20 protein-coding genes are annotated in these 20892 nt (G+C 37.4%); 10 read left to right on the top strand and 10 right to left on the bottom strand.

Annotated elements, in window-relative coordinates; all coding sequences use genetic code 11:
• Positions 1-25 precede the first annotated feature (25 nt).
• A complete protein-coding gene (locus KO505_RS01495; RefSeq protein WP_216053673.1) occupies positions 26-2197 on the bottom strand; it encodes a prolyl oligopeptidase family protein in 2172 nt (723 codons plus the stop codon).
• 284 nt (positions 2198-2481) lie between these two features.
• Between KO505_RS01495 and KO505_RS01500 the strand changes: the two genes are divergently transcribed.
• The gene (locus KO505_RS01500) at positions 2482-3423 is read left to right on the top strand and encodes a slipin family protein (RefSeq protein WP_216053674.1); all 942 of its coding nucleotides are present in this window, start codon (positions 2482-2484) and stop codon (positions 3421-3423) included.
• Positions 3424-3435: 12 nt separating this feature from the next.
• A complete protein-coding gene (locus tag KO505_RS01505; RefSeq protein ID WP_216053675.1) occupies positions 3436-3885 on the top strand; it encodes an NfeD family protein in 450 nt (149 codons plus the stop codon).
• 93 nt (positions 3886-3978) lie between these two features.
• Here the strand turns inward: KO505_RS01505 and KO505_RS01510 are convergent, their stop codons facing one another.
• From KO505_RS01510 to KO505_RS01520, 3 genes are read right to left on the bottom strand one after another with little or no spacing between them, the layout of a single operon-like run.
• Entirely contained in the window at positions 3979-4824 is an 846-nt protein-coding gene (locus KO505_RS01510; RefSeq protein ID WP_216053676.1) for a mechanosensitive ion channel family protein, read from the bottom strand.
• A gap of 10 nt (positions 4825-4834) precedes the next feature.
• Positions 4835-5623 carry a hypothetical protein gene (locus tag KO505_RS01515; protein WP_216053677.1) on the bottom strand — a complete coding sequence of 263 codons (789 nt, stop codon included), beginning with the start codon at positions 5621-5623 and terminating at the stop codon, positions 4835-4837.
• Positions 5624-5637: 14 nt separating this feature from the next.
• Positions 5638-6096: a hypothetical protein gene (locus tag KO505_RS01520; protein ID WP_216053678.1), complete on the bottom strand. Its 459-nt coding sequence runs from the start codon at positions 6094-6096 to the stop codon at positions 5638-5640.
• 196 nt (positions 6097-6292) lie between these two features.
• Here KO505_RS01520 and KO505_RS01525 point away from each other — a divergent pair, with 196 nt between their 5' ends.
• Positions 6293-7357 (top strand): DUF21 domain-containing protein, encoded by a 1065-nt coding sequence (locus tag KO505_RS01525; RefSeq protein ID WP_216053679.1) that lies wholly within the window; start codon positions 6293-6295, stop codon positions 7355-7357.
• 131 nt (positions 7358-7488) lie between these two features.
• Here the strand turns inward: KO505_RS01525 and KO505_RS01530 are convergent, their stop codons facing one another.
• Both KO505_RS01530 and KO505_RS01535 read right to left on the bottom strand, forming a co-directional pair.
• On the bottom strand, positions 7489-9225 hold the full coding sequence (locus KO505_RS01530) for a DUF885 family protein (RefSeq protein WP_216053680.1): 1737 nt from the start codon (positions 9223-9225) through the stop codon (positions 7489-7491).
• A gap of 95 nt (positions 9226-9320) precedes the next feature.
• Entirely contained in the window at positions 9321-10736 is a 1416-nt protein-coding gene (locus KO505_RS01535; protein ID WP_216053681.1) for a hypothetical protein, read from the bottom strand.
• 210 nt (positions 10737-10946) lie between these two features.
• On the opposite strand from KO505_RS01535, the gene ndk reads away from it, so the two are divergent.
• The 5 genes from ndk (at position 10947) to ispG (ending at position 16288) form a co-directional block, all read left to right on the top strand.
• Entirely contained in the window at positions 10947-11378 is a 432-nt protein-coding gene (ndk, locus tag KO505_RS01540) for a nucleoside-diphosphate kinase (RefSeq protein WP_216053682.1), read from the top strand.
• Between the two features lie 227 nt (positions 11379-11605).
• Positions 11606-12748 carry a bifunctional tRNA (adenosine(37)-C2)-methyltransferase TrmG/ribosomal RNA large subunit methyltransferase RlmN gene (locus KO505_RS01545; protein WP_216053683.1) on the top strand — a complete coding sequence of 381 codons (1143 nt, stop codon included), beginning with the start codon at positions 11606-11608 and terminating at the stop codon, positions 12746-12748.
• A 38-nt stretch (positions 12749-12786) separates the two neighbouring features.
• A complete protein-coding gene (pilW, locus tag KO505_RS01550; protein ID WP_216053684.1) occupies positions 12787-14202 on the top strand; it encodes a type IV pilus biogenesis/stability protein PilW in 1416 nt (471 codons plus the stop codon).
• A 2-nt stretch (positions 14203-14204) separates the two neighbouring features.
• Positions 14205-15116 (top strand): RodZ domain-containing protein, encoded by a 912-nt coding sequence (locus KO505_RS01555; RefSeq protein ID WP_216053685.1) that lies wholly within the window; start codon positions 14205-14207, stop codon positions 15114-15116.
• A 68-nt stretch (positions 15117-15184) separates the two neighbouring features.
• Positions 15185-16288, top strand: a complete 1104-nt coding sequence (gene ispG, locus KO505_RS01560; RefSeq protein ID WP_216053686.1) for a flavodoxin-dependent (E)-4-hydroxy-3-methylbut-2-enyl-diphosphate synthase — start codon at positions 15185-15187, stop codon at positions 16286-16288.
• A 45-nt stretch (positions 16289-16333) separates the two neighbouring features.
• On the opposite strand, the gene KO505_RS01565 is transcribed toward ispG, so the two are convergent.
• Positions 16334-16936, bottom strand: coding sequence for a TetR/AcrR family transcriptional regulator (locus KO505_RS01565; protein ID WP_216053687.1), 603 nt, complete (start codon positions 16934-16936; stop codon positions 16334-16336).
• Positions 16937-17037: 101 nt separating this feature from the next.
• Between KO505_RS01565 and KO505_RS01570 the strand changes: the two genes are divergently transcribed.
• On the top strand, positions 17038-17865 hold the full coding sequence (locus KO505_RS01570) for a peroxiredoxin family protein (protein ID WP_216053688.1): 828 nt from the start codon (positions 17038-17040) through the stop codon (positions 17863-17865).
• On the opposite strand, the gene KO505_RS01575 is transcribed toward KO505_RS01570, so the two are convergent.
• From KO505_RS01575 to KO505_RS01585, 3 genes are read right to left on the bottom strand one after another with little or no spacing between them, the layout of a single operon-like run.
• On the bottom strand, positions 17851-18672 hold the full coding sequence (locus tag KO505_RS01575; RefSeq protein ID WP_216053689.1) for a hypothetical protein: 822 nt from the start codon (positions 18670-18672) through the stop codon (positions 17851-17853). The genes KO505_RS01570 and KO505_RS01575 overlap by 15 nt on opposite strands.
• Positions 18665-19255: an ATP-binding cassette domain-containing protein gene (locus KO505_RS01580; RefSeq protein WP_216053690.1), complete on the bottom strand. Its 591-nt coding sequence runs from the start codon at positions 19253-19255 to the stop codon at positions 18665-18667. The genes KO505_RS01575 and KO505_RS01580 overlap by 8 nt, the downstream gene beginning before the upstream one ends.
• On the bottom strand, positions 19230-19658 hold the full coding sequence (locus KO505_RS01585) for a methylglyoxal synthase (protein ID WP_216053691.1): 429 nt from the start codon (positions 19656-19658) through the stop codon (positions 19230-19232). Before KO505_RS01585 ends, KO505_RS01580 begins: the two co-directional genes overlap by 26 nt.
• Before the next feature lie 159 nt (positions 19659-19817).
• On the opposite strand from KO505_RS01585, the gene KO505_RS01590 reads away from it, so the two are divergent.
• Positions 19818-20825, top strand: coding sequence for a Fe(3+) ABC transporter substrate-binding protein (locus tag KO505_RS01590; RefSeq protein ID WP_216053692.1), 1008 nt, complete (start codon positions 19818-19820; stop codon positions 20823-20825).
• Positions 20826-20892 lie beyond the last annotated feature (67 nt).

Here is a 20892-nt window from a genome sequence, read left to right on the forward strand (position 1 = left end):
ACGTATTTTAGGACGAGACAGTGGGTTAAATATCTTTAACGCCCATGTTATATAGAGTAAAGCCATATATGTCGGCATATTGCTCTATTGTTTTGCTAATTGGCGTTCCTGCACCGTGACCTGCATCTGTTTCTATGCGGATCAGTGTTGGGTTTGAACCAGCTTGTTTCGCTTGTAACTCGGCGGCAAATTTAAATGAATGTGCTGGTACCACACGATCATCATGATCACCAGTGGTGACTAAGGTAGCTGGGTATTCCACGCCTGCTTTAACATTGTGGACAGGAGAGTAACCTAGTAGATAATTAAACATCTCTTTGTTATCTTCAGATGTACCATAATCGTAAGCCCAACCAGCACCAGATGTGAAGGTGTGGTATCTCAACATATCTAATACACCAACAGCCGGTAAAGCAACTTTGAACAGCTCAGGGCGTTGAGTCATCACAGCACCCACTAATAAACCACCATTAGACCCACCCATAACAGCCAGCTTTTCAGAAGAGGTTACTTTTTCTTTAATCAAGTATTCTGCGGCACCAATAAAGTCATCAAATACGTTTTGTTTTTTTAGCTGTGTACCTGCGTCATGCCATTTTTTACCATACTCACCGCCACCACGAAGGTTAGCAACAGCGTACACACCACCAAGTTCTAACCAAGCTGCACGAGTCGAGCTAAATTGAGGTTGTAAACTCACATTAAAACCACCGTAACCATAAAGAATGGTAGGGTTACTTCCGTCTAGCTTAATGCCTTTTTTGTGAGTAATGATCATAGGTACTTTGGTACCGTCTTTTGAGGTGTAGAATATTTGTTTAGACTCAAAATCATCGCTGTTGAATTTCACTTTTGATTTTAAGTGAACGCTCGATTCGCCAGAGCTAACATCTAAAGTTAAAATAGTGCTAGGGGTTTTTTGATTACTAAACGAGTAATAAACCTTATCTTGACTCTTCTTACCCCAGAAACCGCCAGCGGTGCCTACTTCTGGCAGCTCAATGTCTCGTACTTTGTTACCCGCTAAATCAAACTGTTGAACAAATGACGTTGCATGTCTCATGTATTTAGCAAATAAATAACCACCACCGGTAGATACAGATAAAACGTTCTCTGTTTCTGGTATCACATCCACCCAATTAGTCGGCGCTGGATTGGCGGCATCCATTTTAACAACACGTTTATTGGGTGCATCCATATTGGTGACTAATAATAATTCATCACCTTTACTGTCTAATAAATATGTATCTGAATTGGTATCGGTAACAACTGGGATTAATTTGGAATCAGCTTTGGTTAAATCTTTAATAAATAGTCGGTTGCCTGAAGTCGAAACGGCAGCTGAGACGATAAGATACTTTCCATCTTCAGTAGCGTTACCACCAACATAACGATGTTTCTCAGCTTCTGTACCACCAAAAATTAGGGTGTCTTGTGATTGAGGCGTGCCTAATTTATGGTAATAAAGTTTGTGTTGATCTGTTTTAGCAGACAACTCGCTGCCTTTAGGTTTGTCGTAACTAGAATAGTAAAACCCTTCATTACCAACCCAAGATAATCCACTGAATTTTATATCTATCAGTTCGTTTTCGACTTCTTTTTTTGTTTTCGTGTCGATGATCTTTGCTTTACGCCAATCACTTCCACCTTCAGAAATTAAATAAACAGCTAAAGAGCCATCTTTCGTGAACTCAATGCTTGAAAGAGATACGGTACCATCGTCGCTAAACGTATTAGGATCTAAGAATACTTCAGCTTCTTCACCCTCTTTTTGACGATATAATACATATTGATTTTGCAGACCGTCATTTTTATAGAAATAGCTATAGTCACCTTCGATAAACGGCATTCCAACTTTTTCGTAATCTAGTAATGCCGATAAACGTTGTTCAATTTTTTCACGATAAGGAATATTACTTAAATACGCTTGGGTAGTTTTGTTTTGTGCTTTAACCCAATCAGCCGTTTCTGCACTCATATCGTCTTCTAACCAACGGTATGGATCCGGTACTTTAGTACCAAAATATTCGTCGACAACATCACCTTTTTTAGTGACTGGGTACATAACTTTATCCATTTTTACTTCTGCTAATTGACTATTTTGTGCGGTACTTGAGGTGCTAGATTGTTGACCACAACCTGCTAAAAATAAGCCTGAAATGACAGCCAAACTTAAAGAGAGTTTTTTATTATTCATTTATTCTTTATCCAGTTAAATTGGTTCCAACCTTACGTTATTTAAATGTAAGGTCAATGTCTAGGGATAAAGGCAAATTAGGCGATAGGTTTCATGTAATTAGGGTCAACTATTAGCTACTTTTTGAAAATGTATTGCAAAGTACGTGACCAAAACTCTAAGTGTTTTAAACTGCTTTTATTGATTTGTACTTTATCTATCCAAAAACGAAATCGGTTTACATTCTCTTGTTTGTTTGCATTAATGAAGCGGTTGTTATTATCCAAGTCTTAAGGAATATAAAAATGGAAATATTACTGTCTACCGTACTTACGTTTGAGTTTGCGGTACTGTTATTAGTTGTTGTATTAGTCAAATCATCAATCAAGTTTGTACCGCAAAATCGAGCCTTCTTGGTTGAACGATTTGGTAAGTTTAATAAAACCATTGAAGCGGGATTAAACTTCATTGTGCCATTTATTGATAAAATTGGTTATGACCGCTCATTAAAAGAACAGGCCATTGATGTGCCAAGCCAGTCAGCCATCACTAAAGATAATATATCTTTAACCGTAGATGGTGTTTTATATTTTAGAGTACTTGACCCATATAAAGCGTCTTATGGTGTCGATGATTATATATTTGCCGTTGTGCAGTTGTCACAAACAACGATGCGTAGTGAAATTGGTAAAATGGAATTGGACAAGACCTTTGAAGAACGTGACAGTTTGAATGCTAATATCGTAGCCGCGATTAACGATGCTGCTGCACCTTGGGGCGTGCAGGTATTACGTTATGAAATAAAAGACATAGTGCCACCTTCTTCTGTAATGGAAGCAATGGAACGTCAAATGAAAGCCGAACGTGAAAAGCGTGCGCAAGTGTTAGAGTCTGAAGGCGATCGACAAGCGGCAATTAACGTAGCTGAAGGTCAAAAACAATCGCAAGTATTGGCAGCTGAAGGTGAAAAAGCAGAACAAATTTTAAGTGCGGAAGGTGAAGCTCAAGCTATTTTACAAGTTGCTAAAGCACAAGCGGAAGCCTTAGAGCTCATAGGTAATATTGCTAAAACGGAACAAGGCCAAAGCGCAATTCAATTAGACCTAGCGACAAAAGCGATTGCCGCTAAACAAGCTATAGCCAAAGAGTCTACCGTTGTTCTATTACCAGATGGTACATCAGAGGCGTCCAGTGTGGTTGCTCAAGCAATGACAATCATCAATACATTAAATACAAAACAAAGTTAATTGGGAGTCATTATGTGGTTATTTTCTGATGTGAGTCAGTCGTTAATGGCCGTAGGGTTATTGATGGCAGTGATTGATGTTTTAGTATTTGGTTTCGCTACTTTCTTTTTAACCTTAATTGGTTTGGCTATGTTGGTTTCTGGTGCCTTGATATATTTTGGTATTATTTCAGATAGTACTGCCACAGTGTTGATTTCAGTGGCCATATTAACCGCAATATTTAGTTTGTTATTATGGAAACCATTAAAACAATTACAATCACAAAGTGAGCATAAAAAAGTTACTTCAGACTTAGATGGTTATCAATTTACTCTAGAGCAGGACATAGATAATGGCGTTGTGGGTAAACATCATTATTCAGGTATTGATTGGAAAGTAGAGTCTGATCAACCCATATCAAAAGGAACTAAGGTCGAAGTTCTGGAGTTTAAAGTAGGGGTCTTGTTAGTTAAAGCCTGTTAACTCAGAATGAATTAAATGAAGATAAATAAGACCTAATCACAATGTGGATTAGGTCTTTTTTTAACTCAATTAAAGGTCAAGCCAATCAATTCTTTACCTATTGTTGTCGGTATCTATTTGTATTGGGAACGTTTTGGTTTCACTTCCAGCGTATAAACTGACATGTGGGAACGGAATCTCAATACCTTGTTCATCAAAGGTTTTCTTAATTTGTTGGTACATGGAGTTTTTGAGTTGTAAGAAATTTTCCCTTTTAGCCCAAACAGAAAATTGAATATCTACAGATGAGTCGCCGAATCCAGTTAAGATAAATAGAGGGGCTGGTTCGTCTAAACAAATCACGTTTTTAGCGGCAATGTCTAATAACACTTCCCTTACCCGTTCAATGTCTTCTTTATAAGCGATTCCTACTTTTAAATCGGCGCGCCTTATCGGAAATTTAGTTAGCGTGGTGACTGGTGTTTTGATCATGCTTTCGTTTGGAATACGAACAAATAGATTATCGTATGTACGTAGTTTGACTGACAATAAATCTATAGAGATCACTTCTCCGGTAATATCACTTACTTTGATAACATCCGATATTGAAAACGGTCTTTCTACCATCAAAAATAAACCACTTATTAAGTTAGATGCGGATGTTTGGGAGGCAAAACCTATTGCCACAGTAAACAGTCCTGCTGCTCCTAATAATATGCTTAAATCAAATCCTGCGTGTTTTAATGCAGATAAGGTAAACAAGGTTAAAATGGTGTAAAACACCGTTCTTTTTAACAAAAACTGGCCATGAGTCGTCATTTTATTTTCAACCACTTTGGCAACAATGCCACTGGTTAAACGACTCACAATATAACCAATGATCAGTAATAACAGTGCTTGTATTAAAGAGTATAAAAACGAGGTTTTTATTAACTCTATCAATTCAATAATGGATTCCATAAATATATTCTTATCCGAGTAAGTTGCTGATGTTGCGTATTAGTTTATTCGTTTCTGAGACAATACGAGGTGGGCTAATCAACTCATAGGATTGCACTTCTTTTGGGACTTTTTCATTAATGTGCATTTCAACATTGCGAGAGTGACTTTCGGTTTTAACCGTAATCCCGGATGTCCAGAATTGATTGTGGTCGTCGCAATATAAGTTTAATAAATTAACTGGCACATTAAGACGTTCTATCACCAAAGGTTTGTCTTGGTGATTAATTACAGTGATAGGGGTAATCGCTCGGTGAGAACGTTTTTCTAAGTGGGCAAGTTGTATTCTGGCCGATGTATACTTTGCATAACATAATTGACCATCAATGGTCGACGCGCCAAACCAAGAGTCAGAAGGTCGCCAGAAGGGTAAATCAATGAACTGCTGATTATTTGAAAGCGTTTTAGCGCTAAACCAAATAGGCGTGCTAATGAATAATTGTGTTTTTTCACCGGTTAATAAGGTTAACGGGGTGGCCGGACGCGTGACTACAGAACGGTCTGCCAACTTAGGTGAAATTCTAATTTTACCCTCAGAGTTATTTTCTAAATATCGACCAAACATCTTTTCGGAATTATCAGTGCTTTGTTCTATATCTACTAACTCAATGGGCAGATCAATTTCATCACTGGTTTCATAGTTCCAACAATTCCATTCATTAACCGAACGTTTGATTGTGATCGCTCGTTCTCCAATTTGCCAACGTTTGATTTGTTGATCGTCGAATGTAAAGTCGCCCCACCATTGATTGTTAGACATATGTTAATCTGATCCTAAAAGCTTAATTTAAAAAATAAGTCGCCAAAACCCCAAACAAAAGTACCGGTTATCAACAAAGAAACTTCCAGAATACCTAATTGTAATCGTACTTTATTTCTAAGTTGTTCCATTTTTTGTTCGTAATCTTCTTCAATCGACTCTATTTCTTTTTCAACGTATTCTTGCGGAGCATTAATTTTTCGTAATTTAAGTTTGGCGCGGGATAACGCTATTCTTCTTTGTACATCAAACCGTTTTGTTAATATGCGTTCTTCAATTATGCCACCCATTCCAGACCAGATCCCTAACATGACGACAACACAACCACTGCGGGTTAACCACTCAATATCACAATAATTGATGAGGGTTAAATATACGCCTAAGGCGAGAAATAAGATGCTGGCGAACCAAATGATCAAAGGTTGAAATTTACGTATTGTTCCAGTGTTGATAGTTACGGTTATGTCGTTCAATGTGATCTTCTTTCGATGGATAAAAAAGTAATGATATTGGCAACATAATACATGCCTTTTCACTCATAAAGTAAGTGAATTTGTTTGTTGTATTATTACCACAGCATAATTTGTTGAAACGACAAAAATATATTTAATGAAATTATAGGAAAATAGACTATATTCCCCGCTTAACTTCCTAACTAGGACATTACTCATGTCAACAGACATAATCATTTGGTGCGCTATTGCACTTTGTATATCACAATCGGCTATATTTTCAGGCTTGAACTTAGCGCTATTTTCAATCAGCCGGTTACACCTCGAAGTTGAAGTTAAAAAGGGCAACAAAGATGCAAAGAAGATCCTTAAGTTACGTGATGACTCAAATTTCTTATTAGCCACCATTTTATGGGGCAATGTTTGTATTAATGTGTTGTTAACTTTACTGTCAGACTCTGTGTTGGCTGGCGTAAGTGCCTTTTTATTCTCGACAATCGCGATAACCATAATTGGTGAAATAACCCCACAGGCTTATTTTTCACGTAATGCTTTAAAAATGGGCAGTATTTTGTCACCAATCGTACGTTTTTATCAGTTTCTATTTTATATAGTGGCGAAACCTACAGGCTTGGTACTTGATGCTTGGTTGGGTAAAGAAGGTATTACTTACTTTGAGGAAAGTGAATTACGTAACATAATTCGTTCTCATATCACTGCCGAAGAAGCCGACTTAAACCATGTTGAAGGCATTGGCGCGCTTAACTTTTTCTCAATGGATGAAATTAAAGTTATTGAAGAGGGGGAATTAATCGACCCTAAATCAATTCTAGCATTGCCAACTAAATTAGATTTACCCATTATCCCTGAAATGACCAATACAGCGGATGACCCGTTTTTAGTGTTATTAAATCAAACCGATTATAACTGGGTGATCTTAACCAACGAAGACGGTTGGCCATTGTTAGTGTTAGATGCTGATGGTTTTTCAAGAGCGGCATTATTTCAACCAAATGAGTTTGACCCTTATCATTATTGCCACCGTCCAGTGGTATTAACGGACGAATCCACATCGTTAAATGAAGCCATATTGGAAATGAAAGTGAATACTTCCACGGATAAGAATTTTGATGGCGTTATTGAGCATGATGTACTTTTAGTATGGGGTGAGCAGAAACGTATTATTACCGGTGCCGATATATTTGGTCGGTTATTAAAAGGCATGTTACCGCCAACAGAAACAATGAGTATAAATAACAAAGCCAGCGATACTAAGTCGTAATATCATAGGTTCGTTTGACTCTAAGTTAAATAAAAGTTGGAACAAAAAAAGCAACGTCATAACTGAGTTATGTTCGTTGCTTTTTATTATCTGGTGGTTAATTGTACTGCCTTGTTTGGGGCATGATTAGGTTAACTTTTTTGTTTAGCTATCCAGTCTTTAGTCAACTCTTCCAGTAACGCTAATGGTAGGCTGCCATTCTTTAATATTTGATCGTGGAAAGCCCTAACATCAAATTGCTCACCAAGTTCTTTTTCTGCTAACTGTCTTAGCTCTATCATTTTTATCTCACCAATCTTGTAAGACAAAGCTTGTGCTGGCCAGCTGATATAACGGTCAATTTGCCCTATAACATCAGGCATACTTAACGCGGTGTTCTCGGCTAAATAATCAATAGCTTGTTGGCGAGTCCAACCTTTAGCATGAATACCCGTATCAACCACTAAGCGACAGGCACGCCAAGTTTCATAAGTTAAACGGCCAAAGTCGCTGTATGGGTCTTGGTAAAAGCCCATTTCTTTGCCTAATTTCTCAGAATATAAACCCCATCCTTCGGTGAAGGCTGAATGAGATAATATTTTTCTAAATTCCGCCATATCCACTTCTCTAGCAATAGAACCTTGTAAGTGATGCCCTGGTTCTGCTTCATGGAACGTTAGCGCTTCTAGTGTATATAGCGGTTCTGCAGCAAGATTTTTGGTGGCTAAAAAGTAAGTGCCAGACGTTGTTCCTGTTCCATCTGAACCAACATAATACGCACCGCTTGCGCTGGATTTAATATCAAATGGCGTTCTTGGTAATAAAGAAAACCATTTAGGTAATTGAGCAGCCATCTTACGGCTGATATAGCTGGCTTTTTCTAACAGGTCACGTTCAGTCGTCGCGTAGAATTGAGGATCTGTTCTTAAAAACTCAATAAAGGCTTTGAAGTCACCTTTAAAGCCAACTTGCTTGATGATCTGCTGCATTTCTTGGCGTATGCGTTTCACTTCTTCTAAACCAATTTGATGAATTTCATCTGCCGTCATATCAGTGGTTGTAAAGTAGTTAATTAAGTACTCATAGAATTCTGCGCCGCCGTCAACACTGCTAATACCTGCTGTTTTTCTGCAATTGCTCATATAGTCTTGAGTGAAAAAGGAATAAAACTTTTTATATTCAGGGATAACAACGTCAGTAATCAGTTGTTTTGCTTTAGTTTGGTAAGTCAGTTTGTCTTGTTCATTAAAATTAGCTGGGATATTGGCAAGAGGTGCCCAAAAGTTACTGTCTTCAATATTATCGACGATATGTTTGCTTATTGACTTGTGATAGTTCTTAAAGGTTTCGCAATATTGGGTATACCCTTTCTCGATAGCGACAGTTAAATCATCTATATGCTGCTGATTATAACGAGGGAAATCCGCCAAACTAATTAAGTAGTTGTCATAGTCTTTGGTGGTTAAAAACGACATGTTCCCCGGCGCACCAGCAAAATAACTGTGGTATCCCGCGTAATAATTCATTGGGAAATAATGGTCTATATTCTGGTAGCTTTTAGCTTCTGTCTCACGTTCGTATTTAAATAAACGATAAGTTACTTGGTCAGCGTCACTCAATTTACTTAAGTCTATTTCGGCTAAGCGGTTTAACAAGGTTTGGTTATATTCAGCTCTTCTTGTTCTACCGGCTTCGGACATATCTGGCAGTTTGCCATTCATTCTGAATGTATCAGGGTCATTTCGGAAAAACACTTGTTCTTTTGTGGCATGTTGCCAATGTTCATCTAATAACTGTTGGAATAGAGTGGTTGTGCTGGCGACTGAATTGTCGGTACAGGCGTTGATAAACAACATGGTTGATATCAATAAAATGGATTTTAGCTTCATTGGAAACTCCTAAGTTTTGATACCAAGTAGTTTAATGAATTTAAGGGGAAACACCAGAGCGCAACTAGATTAGAAGCGCTCGTTAAATACGTGGTTTAATTTGACTTTATTTTATTATCTCGACGCCAAAACTTCTGATGATCGATATCTCTTTCCCAAGGTTCTGCCGGGTTCCAATAAAAGCCAGTTGGAAATTGTTTTTTATAATACGGCGCGGCAAAGTCAGATTTTTTACGAGCGATGTCGTTAGACACTATATATTCTTCACTTGCGGCTACTTGCGTATGATCGTCAAATTTTACTTGGCGTCGTGTTAATTGTTTCACGATAGCACTTGTTGGTTTTGGCGGGTTCAAACTGGAAATCACAGCTCGTTCTGGCAAGCCAGTCTCTTTAGAAATAAAGAAAATTCCGCAACCAAGTGGATATTGGCCAACCATATTTAAAAACACTTCACCGTAAGGTGCGTATACAACATTTTTATCAATACCACTTTTTAAAATGTCATAGGCTTTAAAACTTAATTTAAAATCATGTTGGGGTTTGGTTGATAACATAAATGAAGAGTAAATCATGGGAATACGCAACAAATTACCAATAGGGCTTTGTGATTTTGGATAATCATTCACGATGGTTTGGGTCAACTCAAACTTTTCCATTTCAAGTTCAAATTGTGTTTCGTCCATTTTTTCTTGTTGAGGTTTGCCAAAACCATAATGTAAATAATCGTTGGTGGCTGAATGAATAATATTGATTAAACTCTTACGGGCTTCCTCATCAAGCATCCTATAACGGTTACCTTTATAAATACGTTCAGCTTCAACAGAATAACTGCCAATGTTATGGATTAGTACAGCTATAATTATTGGGTTTAAAACTTCGTTAATATAATCACTTAACATCTCTTGTGGATATTCTAACTGCTCTGGGTGAGACTCACCTGGAACAAGCGGCGGAACCCGTTGTGTAATGTAATCTTCTTCAATGAGTTGCTGGCTAGTGAGTTGTTTTAACAACGAAATGGCTAAAGCCGCAATATAAATAGGTTTGTTTTTCTCATTGGTTGGGCAGCGACTGCTATCGGCAGGAAGGGGAGCACGTAACATCATAGTGGCAATAAACTGACTAGCATCACGTTCACTGATCATCATTTTTGCAATAGAATTTGCTATATCTGTTAACAAAGCTTGACGCTTTTCAAACCCTTCTAATACATCAGGCTCTACGTGATCAATTTCCGATTGCGCTCTTTGTTTGATTTTCTCTAATTCTTTAATGTAAGCATCGGTACTGTCTTGCCCTTTTATTTTTGGAAAAGAGCCATGCTTTTTTTTGTAACCATGAATTGTAGATAATTGATGTTTAATCTCAATAACACGTTGAGATTCTTTTGCGTAAACGCCGTATAAAGACTCATATTGTTCATAAAACAATACAGCATCATCTAGAACAACTTGGTATTTTGCTTTTAAGGTTTTGAGTAATTCAGTTACTAACTGTGGCTGAGCCATTAAATTAAGTCCATCGTGTATAAATTTTTGTATGTGTTGTCTAGAAACAAACAGAGAATTCCAGTTTAGGCAGGGAGCAAGGATAGCGCAATTAACATAACTTTGTTAATAGTGGTTATTCCCATATTTATTTTAAAATAATTAACGTATAATTCGCGCCCTAAATTTTAGAACCCTATAATTTTTAAACATTAAACCTTGGAGTTTAACATGGCTTTAGAACGTACTTTTTCAATCATCAAACCTGACGCAGTTGCTAAAAATGTAATTGGCGCTATCTACAACCGTTTTGAATCTGCAGGCTTACGCATTGTAGCTTCTAAAATGGTTCACCTTTCAAAAGAACAAGCTGAAGGTTTTTATGCAGAACACAGCGAACGTCCTTTCTTTGGTGCTTTAGTTTCTTTCATGACTTCTGGTCCAGTAATGGTTCAAGTTTTAGAAGGCGAAAACGCAGTATTAAAAAATCGTGAAATCATGGGCGCGACTAACCCTGCTGAAGCTTTAGCTGGTACTTTACGTGCTGATTACGCTGCTTCTATCGATGAAAATGCTTGTCACGGTTCTGATGCTCCTGAATCAGCAGCTCGTGAAATTGCTTATTTCTTCACAGCTGAAGAAGTTTGCCCACGTACTCGTTAATATAAACTTAACTAAATGTTGACCTGCATAACAGGGTGAACATTTATCGTTTATTTATAGATGACGTAAAAAGGACTTAGGTAATCTGAGTCCTTTTTGTTTTTCTAATCGCTTTGAGATATCGGCATTAGAGTTATTAGAAAAACAAAGTACGCGTGTAATAACGCATCCATTTCTTTAAGGGCAATCTTAAAGAGAACCAAGATATAAGTTACAAAGAGGCTTTTATGACTGTTGAAACATCTACTCCTGTTACCCCCAAAATCAACCTTTTAGATTTTGACCGCAAAGGGTTGCGTAAATTTTTTGCTGATGAATTTGGCGAAAAAGGTTTTCGAGCCGACCAAGCTGTTAAATGGATTTATCAAATGGGGAAAACCGATTTTGATGAGATGACCAACTTCTCAAAAGTCCTTAGAACCAAATTAAAAGAAAAATGTGTCATAAAAGCGCCAGAGATCAGCGTTCGTCAAGAGTCGACCGACGGGACCATCAAATATGCCTTATTACTTGAAGATGGCCAAGAAGTTGAAGCGGTTTGGATCCCAGAAGGGAATCGCGCCACCTTGTGTGTTTCTTCTCAAGTTGGTTGCGCATTAGAATGCCCATTTTGTTCAACGGGTGCTCAAGGTTTTAATCGCAACTTAAAAGTGGGCGAAATCATTGGCCAAGTTTGGCGTGTAGTACAAGACATTGGTTGGGATGGTTTATCAACCAACAGAGCCGTAACCAACGTCGTTATGATGGGCATGGGTGAACCATTATTAAATGTTAATAACGTTGTTCCAGCAATGGAACTAATGATGGATGACTTTGCGTTTGGTTTGTCTAAACGCCGCGTTACGCTAAGTACTTCTGGTGTTGTTCCAGCATTGGATTTATTAAAAGAAAAAATTGATGTTGCATTAGCGATTTCATTACATGCGCCTAATGATGAATTACGTGACATCTTAGTACCTGTGAATAAAAAATATAACATCGAATCATTTTTAGCAGCTTGTCGCCGTTACATTGATGGTTCTACAGCAAATCAAGATATTACCATTGAATACGTGATGTTAGACGGCATCAATGATTCCATGGATCATGCGCGAGAGCTGGCTCAAACATTACGTGGCACACCATCTAAAATTAACCTTATCCCATGGAACCCGTTCCCAGGGGCTCCGTATGGAAAATCATCAAACTCAAGAGTGGATAGGTTTGCCAAAGTCATGCAAGAAGAAGGGTATACTTGTATTGTTCGCCGAACTCGTGGCGATGATATTGATGCTGCGTGTGGGCAATTAGCTGGTGATGTTGTTGATCGTACAAAACGGATGTTAAAAAAACAGGTGAAAGGTGACTCAATTTCGGTCAAGATAGTTTAAATTTATTTAACTACTTTACCAAATTATTGAGATCGACTATGCGCTTTAGGATGTTGCGAACCGCCATTTATTGCTTGGGATTAGCATTATTAACAGGTTGTGTCACCGAACAATCTTACGTGGATTCAAACCAAAAAGTTCGTGCGTTGGCATTTGATAAAGAAGATGCGGCTAAATCCAGATTATTATTAGGCTTAGGGTATTTACGTAATAATAACTACCCTCAAGCTAAATTTAATCTAGATAAAGCGTTGGAATATGCACCTAACCGGGCGGACGTGCATTACAGCTTAGCTTACTATTATCAAGCGGTTGGTGAGGTTGAACGAGCCGAACAGTCTTATCAAAGTTCATTAAAGATAGAGCCCAATAACCCAGATACATTAAACAATTATGGTGTGTTTTTATGTGAATTGGGTGATCATCAACAAGCGACGATTCAATTCAAACGAGCGATCGCGACACCAAGTTATACTCAAGTTGCCGAAAGTTACGAAAACATGGCTTTGTGTGTTTTAAAGTCTGATGATTTTGATTCAGCAGTTAGTTATCTAACAACCTCTTATCAACATAACCCCAATCGTTCTGAAACCTTAATTAACCTGATCTCATTACAATATGCATTAGGCAATATGCCTGTCGCGTTTGATTTATATGAACATCATTTATCTCATTTTGATGATACATCTTCCAGTTTATTGCTTGGGGTATTATTAGAAAGCTCAGCCGGGCGTTATGATATTGCCGAACAGTTCCGTAAACGTTTAACCACTGAGTTTCCTTTAAGTCGTGAGAACTTATTATTAAACGCGGACTTATTAAGTGAATCTGTTTTTGAACAACGTAAACATAGATATTTGCAACTACAAAGACGAAATAACACAATCGGTGGGGTAATCGTTGCTAAAAGTAAAAAGTCATCAAGTCTAAAACCTAATACAAATGCTAGTGTTATGAATGTTAACAAGAAAAGCGAGCAAGAGTCGTCTCCAGCCTTAGTTGTTAACCCTAACAGCGTGCATTCCGTTGTGGGAATAGGCAAAGATTTATCGTTACCAGAGGAAACAATCATTTCACAACAAGGTGAAAACTCAGGAATTGAAATTATTGAACGTGTTCCAATCTTAGATATAAATGTCGATAATGTTGAAATTCCGCGGTATACAGTTCAGTATGGTGAAAATTTGTATCGAGTTTCTATTAAATTTAACGTTCAAATTTCAGCTTTGATGAAGTGGAATAAGTTAAAGAAACAGCAGATTAATGTTGGTGACAAGTTGTATGTTCGTAATCCGGATGTGTTTTATACCGTTAAAGAAACGAATAATCTGTCAACAATTGCAGATAAATTGAATGTTCCTTTGGATAAATTAATGCAGTGGAATAACGTGAAACAAGACGGTGTTGTCACCGCGGGAACTAAAATTTTAAAAGTGGAAGTGGAGCAGCTTTAGTAATGACTGAGCAAACGAACCAAGAACAAAAAGAAAAACAAAGTCCTGGACAAATTCTAGTTTCGGCTCGACAAGCTTTAAATATTGATTTGGCTGATTTAGCAGACCAAATCAAAGTGCCTCTACATGTACTAGAGGCTATTGAAAAAGATCGAATTCCTAAAAATTTACCTGAGACTTTTGTACGTGGATATATCCGTTCTTACGCTAAAAAAGTAAACGTAGCAGAAGAACTAGTACTACCTCAAGTTGAAACCATTGGTGTGGTTTATGATGAGCCTGATAAAGATATGCAGTCTTTTTCACGCCGAAATAAACGTAAAGCCGTAGAAAAAAGGTTATCGCTTATTTCTTGGGTATTTGGAGTTGTATTAATCATAGCTCTAATTATTTGGTGGATGCAGGATAATCAATATAGTGATTTTGCCCCGGTTGCTGGCTCCGATGATCATATTGTTGTTGCCGCACATGAAGTAAAAACAGAACTTGAAGCCACGGCCGTTGTTACCGATCAAGGTGAAGATGAAAGCAATTTAAATCAAACTATTCCCCCTGCAGAATTAGCTAAAGTAGCTGAGCAGAATGAACAACCCGCTATTCAACAACCGGTTGTCTTAACGGCATCACAAAAAGCAGCCGTGGCAGATAATGGTGAAATTGATGAAGAAGGTTTTATCAAAGTTGAAATGAAGTTTGAAAATGAATGCTGGGTTGAAGTTCACGATGTTAGTGGTGACCGAATTGCGATTGGTAATAAACCTGCGGGGTATTTGATGTCGTTAAATGCGCAAGGCCCATTAAATGTATTACTTGGAAACCCAGACGGCGTTTCAATTTGGGTAAATGGCAAACCGTTTAGTATTGCTGATTTACCTAAAAATAGAGTAGCCCGATTCGAGATAGAAGCTTTATAATAGCGTCATTAAGTTTTTAAAGATTAAAGGCTGATTATTCGGCCTTTTTTAATTGTAGAGAGAAATAGATGTTTGGTGAAAACCCGATAACCCGCCGTAAATCACGACAGATAATGGTTGGTAATGTACCAGTAGGTGGCGATGCGCCTATTTCAGTACAATCAATGACCAATACCAATACATTAGATGTAGAGGCAACCGTCAATCAAATTAAAGCACTGCAAAATGCAGGTGCTGATATAGTAAGAGTGTCTGTGCCGACTATGGATGCGGCTGAAGCATTTAAACAAATCAAACAGTTAGTTGATATTCCTTTGGTTGCGGATATTCATTTTGACTATCGAATCGCCTTAAAAGTGGCAGAGTATGGTGCGGACTGTTTGCGCATAAACCCGGGTAATATTGGTAGTGAAGAAAGGATCAAAGCGGTTATTGATGCTGCCAAAGAAAAAAATATCCCAATACGTATTGGCGTAAATGGTGGCTCGTTAGAAAAAGACATTCAAGAAAAGTATCATGAACCTTGTCCAGAGGCCCTGTTAGAGTCAGCAATGCGTCATGTTAATATTCTGCAGCGATATGACTTCCACAATTTTAAAGTCAGTGTAAAGGCGTCTGATGTACATTTAGCCGTTGGCGCTTACCGTTTATTAGCAAAAGAAATAGAACAACCTATTCATCTTGGTATTACAGAAGCTGGCGGTTTCCGTTCTGGCGCTGTTAAGTCCGCTGTGGGTTTAGGCATGTTATTGTCTGAAGGTATCGGTGATACTTTACGAATTTCACTTGCCGCCGATCCTGTAGAAGAAGTGAAAGTGGGTTTTGACATATTAAAATCCCTTAGTATTCGTTCTCGTGGAATTAACTTTATTGCTTGTCCAAGTTGTTCAAGGCAAGAGTTTGATGTTGTACAAACCATGAACCAGTTAGAAGAACGTTTAGAAGATGTTATTGAACCTATCACCGTATCCGTTATTGGCTGTGTTGTGAATGGACCTGGAGAGGCCTTAGTATCCGATTTAGGTTTAGCTGGGGCAAATAAACGCAGTGGTTTTTATATTAATGGCCAACGTCAGAAAAAACGCATTGATAACGACAGTGCAGCAGACCAAATGGAAGCTGAGATCCGTGAATATTTGGCCAATAAAATTGATGTTGCTCAAATAGACTAGTTCAGTTAAATCAATATCAAGAAAACCCTTAACCTTATAGCAATGTTAAGGGTTTTCTTTTTCTATTGTTTTTATTAATCCAACAAACATACTAATCGCATTTTTTAACGCTTGAGGTTGAGTTTGATTACGAGATTGCACTCGTAGGCCTTGAAAGAAGGTCATGAAAAAATCAGTCAACGCAGTGCAACTTACGTCTGACTTCAGTAAGTCATTTTCGATGTAATGATCAAATATCGGCAAAAAGGATTGTTGCACTTTGGCAAAACGTTTAGTGGCTTCATCGTGTAACAATGGGTCACTGCCAGCTAACTCCAAAATACTGTTGGTTAGAAAACAGCCATTGGCTAAGTGTTCGTTAGCGTCATTTAAGAATATTTGGGATAACAAGCTCTCTATGTTTTCAGATAAAGAATTCGCTAAGTCTATCGTTTTCATATGTTGACTAAGATCTTTCTCAATATAAAAATCAATAGCTCGCAAAAACAAAGTCTCTTTATTACCAAAAGCATGATAAATACTGGTCTTAGTTAAGCCTGTAATCGCAGAAAGTTGGTCTACTTTTGTTGATGAATAACCGTGTTTCCAAAAATGGTCAGCAACAATCTTTAACACTTCATCTTCATCAAATTGTCTTTTTTTACCCATGCTCGTTTCTATACATAATAACGTCTTGATATAAATTGTACTCATTGGTACATTAATGTCAATTGTACTAGTGAGTACAAGTTAAAAGTAGGCAACATTATATGAATTTTTCGGCTCTGTTTGTTTCTGTTTTGGGGTTAATTATATCACTGACTGGTATTGCAATGTATTTTTCCAAGTTAATGAAAAACAAAGTACCGGTTTTCCCAATTGGGTTAATCGTATCCTTATTATTGGGAATAACCTCAGCAAGTGTGGCTATTTATATAGCTATACCGGGCTCTGTTTTGAGTGTTATACCTGTTGTTTTGTTATCGAGTATTTCGATATTTATGGGCTGTTTTTTCTTGTGGGTTTTGTCGCAGAGAAAGACACCGGTTGGTAATATAAAAGTGCGTGTTGGTGACTCTTTAATTCCTTTTAGCATTAAGGCCGCAAATGGTCATAATTTCTCAACAAACGAATTAATGGGTAAACGAGTTTTACTAAAGTTCTATCGTGGTTCATGGTGCCCATACTGCAGTAAAGAGTTAACTATGTTTGATGAAATGAAGCCTGAGTTTGATAAGTATGGGGTTCAAATTGTCGCGCTTTCTGGTGACACAGTTGAACAATCTATATTTCATGCTAAAAGAGATAAGTTAAGCCATTTATTATTATCTGACCCAGAGCTAAATGTTGTGAAACAGTATGGCGTTGAGCATCACAAAGCATTTGGTGCAGATTCAGATAATATTATGACTTTGTTAGGTTTGCCTTTCCCTAAGCCACACCAACTTAAGTTTAAATCTATGTCAATTCCTACGTCCATTTTGGTTGACGAACATGGTGTAATTCAGTGGATAGATCAATCCGACGATTATCGACTTAGAGCCAATAAAGACCGTATTATGAAAGCAATGGCACAGCATTTATCAATGGTTGATTAACTGCAACGCTGCAATAGATATATTGAGTGTTAATACAGTAATAAAAATAACACACCAGTTGACTGTCGCGACAGCCTTAATCGTTTTCATATATTTGGGGCTTATCGTAGTTAAAAACATGGAATACTGGTTTAGATTTACTTTATGAGCACGCCATACTTGTGCTATCAGGTAGACATTCAGCAACAACCACAAACTAGCAATGGACAATATGACATCTGCTTTTTCTACATTAAACAAAAAAGTGCTAAATATAAGACTGCCTAAGATTAATAAAATGATAGAAGTTAGATTGCCGTTTAAAAATAGATGAACAATGATTTTTGTATTCGGCCAAGTTATGTTCAGCTCGGTTTTGGTGGCCAGTTTATATTTTAAATAGACAATAAAAATACATGCGTTATAAAGGTAAATCGCTGCGGTTAATAGTAGGTTAGAAACGGAAACGTCAGCTTTGATATAACCCGCCCAAATAAACAAATGCAATAAAAAACTAGATTGGAAAAAGGAAACTAACAGGTTTTTGTTAAAGTCTTTGCCGAATAAATACTTAAAAAACACCAATTCATTTTTTTGCCAAACGGACATAAATAAGTATCCCTCAAATACCCCGATAAGCGTGATGATCAGCCAACCTAAAATGTGAGAAAAGAAATGCTCAGTACCTTGGTAGATTAAATATCCAGGTAGTGGAGCTAACAATAAGAGTACAGGACTGAACAAAACTAAGCAGAAAAAAATGATGCGATATAACTGGTTTTGTTGTTTATGTATTGACTGTTTTTGACTGAATACTTGGTTAAACATTAATGGATTCGTCAAATTCTAATATATTTTCATGATCAACAAAGATGAGTATTCGGCTATCCGCTTCAATTATATTTTTAACGGTAACGTGACTGTCTTGATCTAAACTTGCAAAGGGTTCGTCAAGGATAAGAACGCCTGATTTTTGCGATAAGGCCCAAATAACAGAAAACTTCTTTTTAGTTCCGGTTGAGAGATTAACAAACTTTTTATACTCAAACTCTTTGAGATTTAACTGCTCAATGAGTTGGTGGTAATAATTTAGGTTAAAACTGCTATAACGCTCAAACAGCGAAGTGATTTCAGCAATAGTCAAAAATTCAGGTGGAATAATACTGTCGGAACTAAGTGAAACCAATTCTGATAAAGGCACTGCTGAATGTATTTGGCCTTCATCTGGCAACTCAAGTCCAGCTAACATCCTTAATAACGTGGACTTACCACTGCCATTAGCACCTGTGACTTTTGTAATACGAGCAGAAAACCTATGGTTGAATAGTTTAATAACCTCTTGCTGACCATAACGCTTAACTAAAGACGTGCATTCCAACATTGAGTTAAATACTTCTGTCAGCGTATTCACTAAAGTCAGTTGTGTGAACTTGAGGTTCTTCAAACAGAGGGCTTTCAATAACAAAGTCGGCGGTGGCTAAATTACAAGCAACAACACAGTTATACATTGTAGATAAGCGCAATAAGGCTTTAATATCCACATCGTGTGGTTGGGGGGTCATCGGATCGGTAAAGAAAAATAGGATGTCTAATTTCCCTTCGCAAATCATAGCGCCAAGTTGTTGATCACCCCCTAAAGGGCCGCTCTTTAATGGCGTTATATTTAACTCAGGGGACGCATTTTTGATTAACTTACCCGTGGTGCCTGTACCAAATAAATTGTGTTGGGAAAGCTTGGCTTGGTGTTTTTTAGCCCACTCTATAATCTCTGGCTTTTTTTTGTCGTGTGCGACAAGTGCAATATTTTTAACCACTAAATTGTCTCTAATTTTATTATTATGTCTAATGAGATGTAAAAATGACTGTTTTTTGGTTTTAAATCAAATTTAATTCTGTACTTTCTGACAGCCATTGTTAAAATTGTTGAGAATAATTCTCACTTGCAACTAGTCGCATATTGGATCTTAATACTCATGAAAAAATTTGTACTCGCACTTTTAACTTTAAGCACATTTAATGTTTTAGCCGCCGCAGACGAAACGGTTAACATCTATTCATTTAGACAGTCATTTTTAATAGACCCAATTTTAGAAAAGTTTACAGCTGAAACAGGCATTAAAACCAAAGTGGTATTTGCCAAGAAAGGGCTAATAGAACGAATTAAACGTGAAGGGAAATATAGCCCTGCAGATGTTGTGCTAACGTCTAACTTTAGTAAATTACTGCAATTACAAGATGAAGGATTAACATCTGAAATCGTCAGTGAAGAAATTGATAAAAATGTACCAGCACATTTCCGTGATGATAATGGGCAGTGGATAGCCCTCACGAAACGTGTTCGCAATATTTATGCATCAAAAGACAGAGTGGCTGACGCAAAAGCGTTAACGTACGAAGCGCTAGCGGCTCCTGAATTTAAAGGAAAAGTATGTACTCGTAGTGGTAAACATCCTTATAACTTAGGTTTAATTGCTTCTATGATTGCGCACAAAGGTGAAGCCGAAGCGCAAACTTGGTTACAAGGTGTGAAAGCTAACTTAGCTCGTAAACCTCAAGGTAACGACAGAGGCCAAGTTAAAGCCATTAAAGAAGGTTTATGTGATGTCTCTTTAGGTAACAGTTATTACTATGGCAAGATGTTAGACAATGCAGAGCAAAAACCATGGGCTGATGCGGTTAACATTGTTTACCCAAATCAAAATGACCGTGGCGCACATATTAATGTATCTGGTGCTGTAATTACCAAATACGCGCCTAATAAAGCCAATGCACTTAAGCTACTTACGTTTTTATCGTCAGAGAAAGCTCAACAGACTTATGCATCATTAAATATGGAATACCCAGTTAACCCACAAGTGAAACCTTCAGCAACGGTTCTAAGTTGGGGTGACTTTAAAGAAGATCCATTGTCATTGACTAAAGTGGCTGAATATAGAGAAGCTGCGTTAAAGTTAGTTGATAAAGTTAAATTTGATCTGTAAATAGTGTTCACAAACTAAAAAAATAGATTATTTGAATTATTAATGAATGAAACTGGGCCAACAGCGG

The organism is Psychrosphaera sp. F3M07 (assembly GCF_018860345.1).
GTDB classification, from domain to species: Bacteria; Pseudomonadota; Gammaproteobacteria; order Enterobacterales; family Alteromonadaceae; genus Psychrosphaera; species Psychrosphaera aquimarina.

Coding starts and splice junctions, on each gene's coding strand:
- KO505_RS01495 (WP_216053673.1), bottom strand. CDS start 2,197: ATGAATAATAAAAAACTCTCTTTAAGTTTGGCTGTCATTTCAGGCTTA.
- KO505_RS01500 (WP_216053674.1), top strand. CDS start 2,482: ATGGAAATATTACTGTCTACCGTACTTACGTTTGAGTTTGCGGTACTG.
- KO505_RS01505 (WP_216053675.1), top strand. CDS start 3,436: ATGTGGTTATTTTCTGATGTGAGTCAGTCGTTAATGGCCGTAGGGTTA.
- KO505_RS01510 (WP_216053676.1), bottom strand. CDS start 4,824: ATGGAATCCATTATTGAATTGATAGAGTTAATAAAAACCTCGTTTTTA.
- KO505_RS01515 (WP_216053677.1), bottom strand. CDS start 5,623: ATGTCTAACAATCAATGGTGGGGCGACTTTACATTCGACGATCAACAA.
- KO505_RS01525 (WP_216053679.1), top strand. CDS start 6,293: ATGTCAACAGACATAATCATTTGGTGCGCTATTGCACTTTGTATATCA.
- KO505_RS01530 (WP_216053680.1), bottom strand. CDS start 9,225: ATGAAGCTAAAATCCATTTTATTGATATCAACCATGTTGTTTATCAAC.
- KO505_RS01535 (WP_216053681.1), bottom strand. CDS start 10,736: ATGGCTCAGCCACAGTTAGTAACTGAATTACTCAAAACCTTAAAAGCA.
- ndk (WP_216053682.1), top strand. CDS start 10,947: ATGGCTTTAGAACGTACTTTTTCAATCATCAAACCTGACGCAGTTGCT.
- KO505_RS01545 (WP_216053683.1), top strand. CDS start 11,606: ATGACTGTTGAAACATCTACTCCTGTTACCCCCAAAATCAACCTTTTA.
- pilW (WP_216053684.1), top strand. CDS start 12,787: ATGCGCTTTAGGATGTTGCGAACCGCCATTTATTGCTTGGGATTAGCA.
- KO505_RS01555 (WP_216053685.1), top strand. CDS start 14,205: ATGACTGAGCAAACGAACCAAGAACAAAAAGAAAAACAAAGTCCTGGA.
- ispG (WP_216053686.1), top strand. CDS start 15,185: ATGTTTGGTGAAAACCCGATAACCCGCCGTAAATCACGACAGATAATG.
- KO505_RS01565 (WP_216053687.1), bottom strand. CDS start 16,936: ATGGGTAAAAAAAGACAATTTGATGAAGATGAAGTGTTAAAGATTGTT.
- KO505_RS01570 (WP_216053688.1), top strand. CDS start 17,038: ATGAATTTTTCGGCTCTGTTTGTTTCTGTTTTGGGGTTAATTATATCA.
- KO505_RS01575 (WP_216053689.1), bottom strand. CDS start 18,672: ATGTTTAACCAAGTATTCAGTCAAAAACAGTCAATACATAAACAACAA.
- KO505_RS01590 (WP_216053692.1), top strand. CDS start 19,818: ATGAAAAAATTTGTACTCGCACTTTTAACTTTAAGCACATTTAATGTT.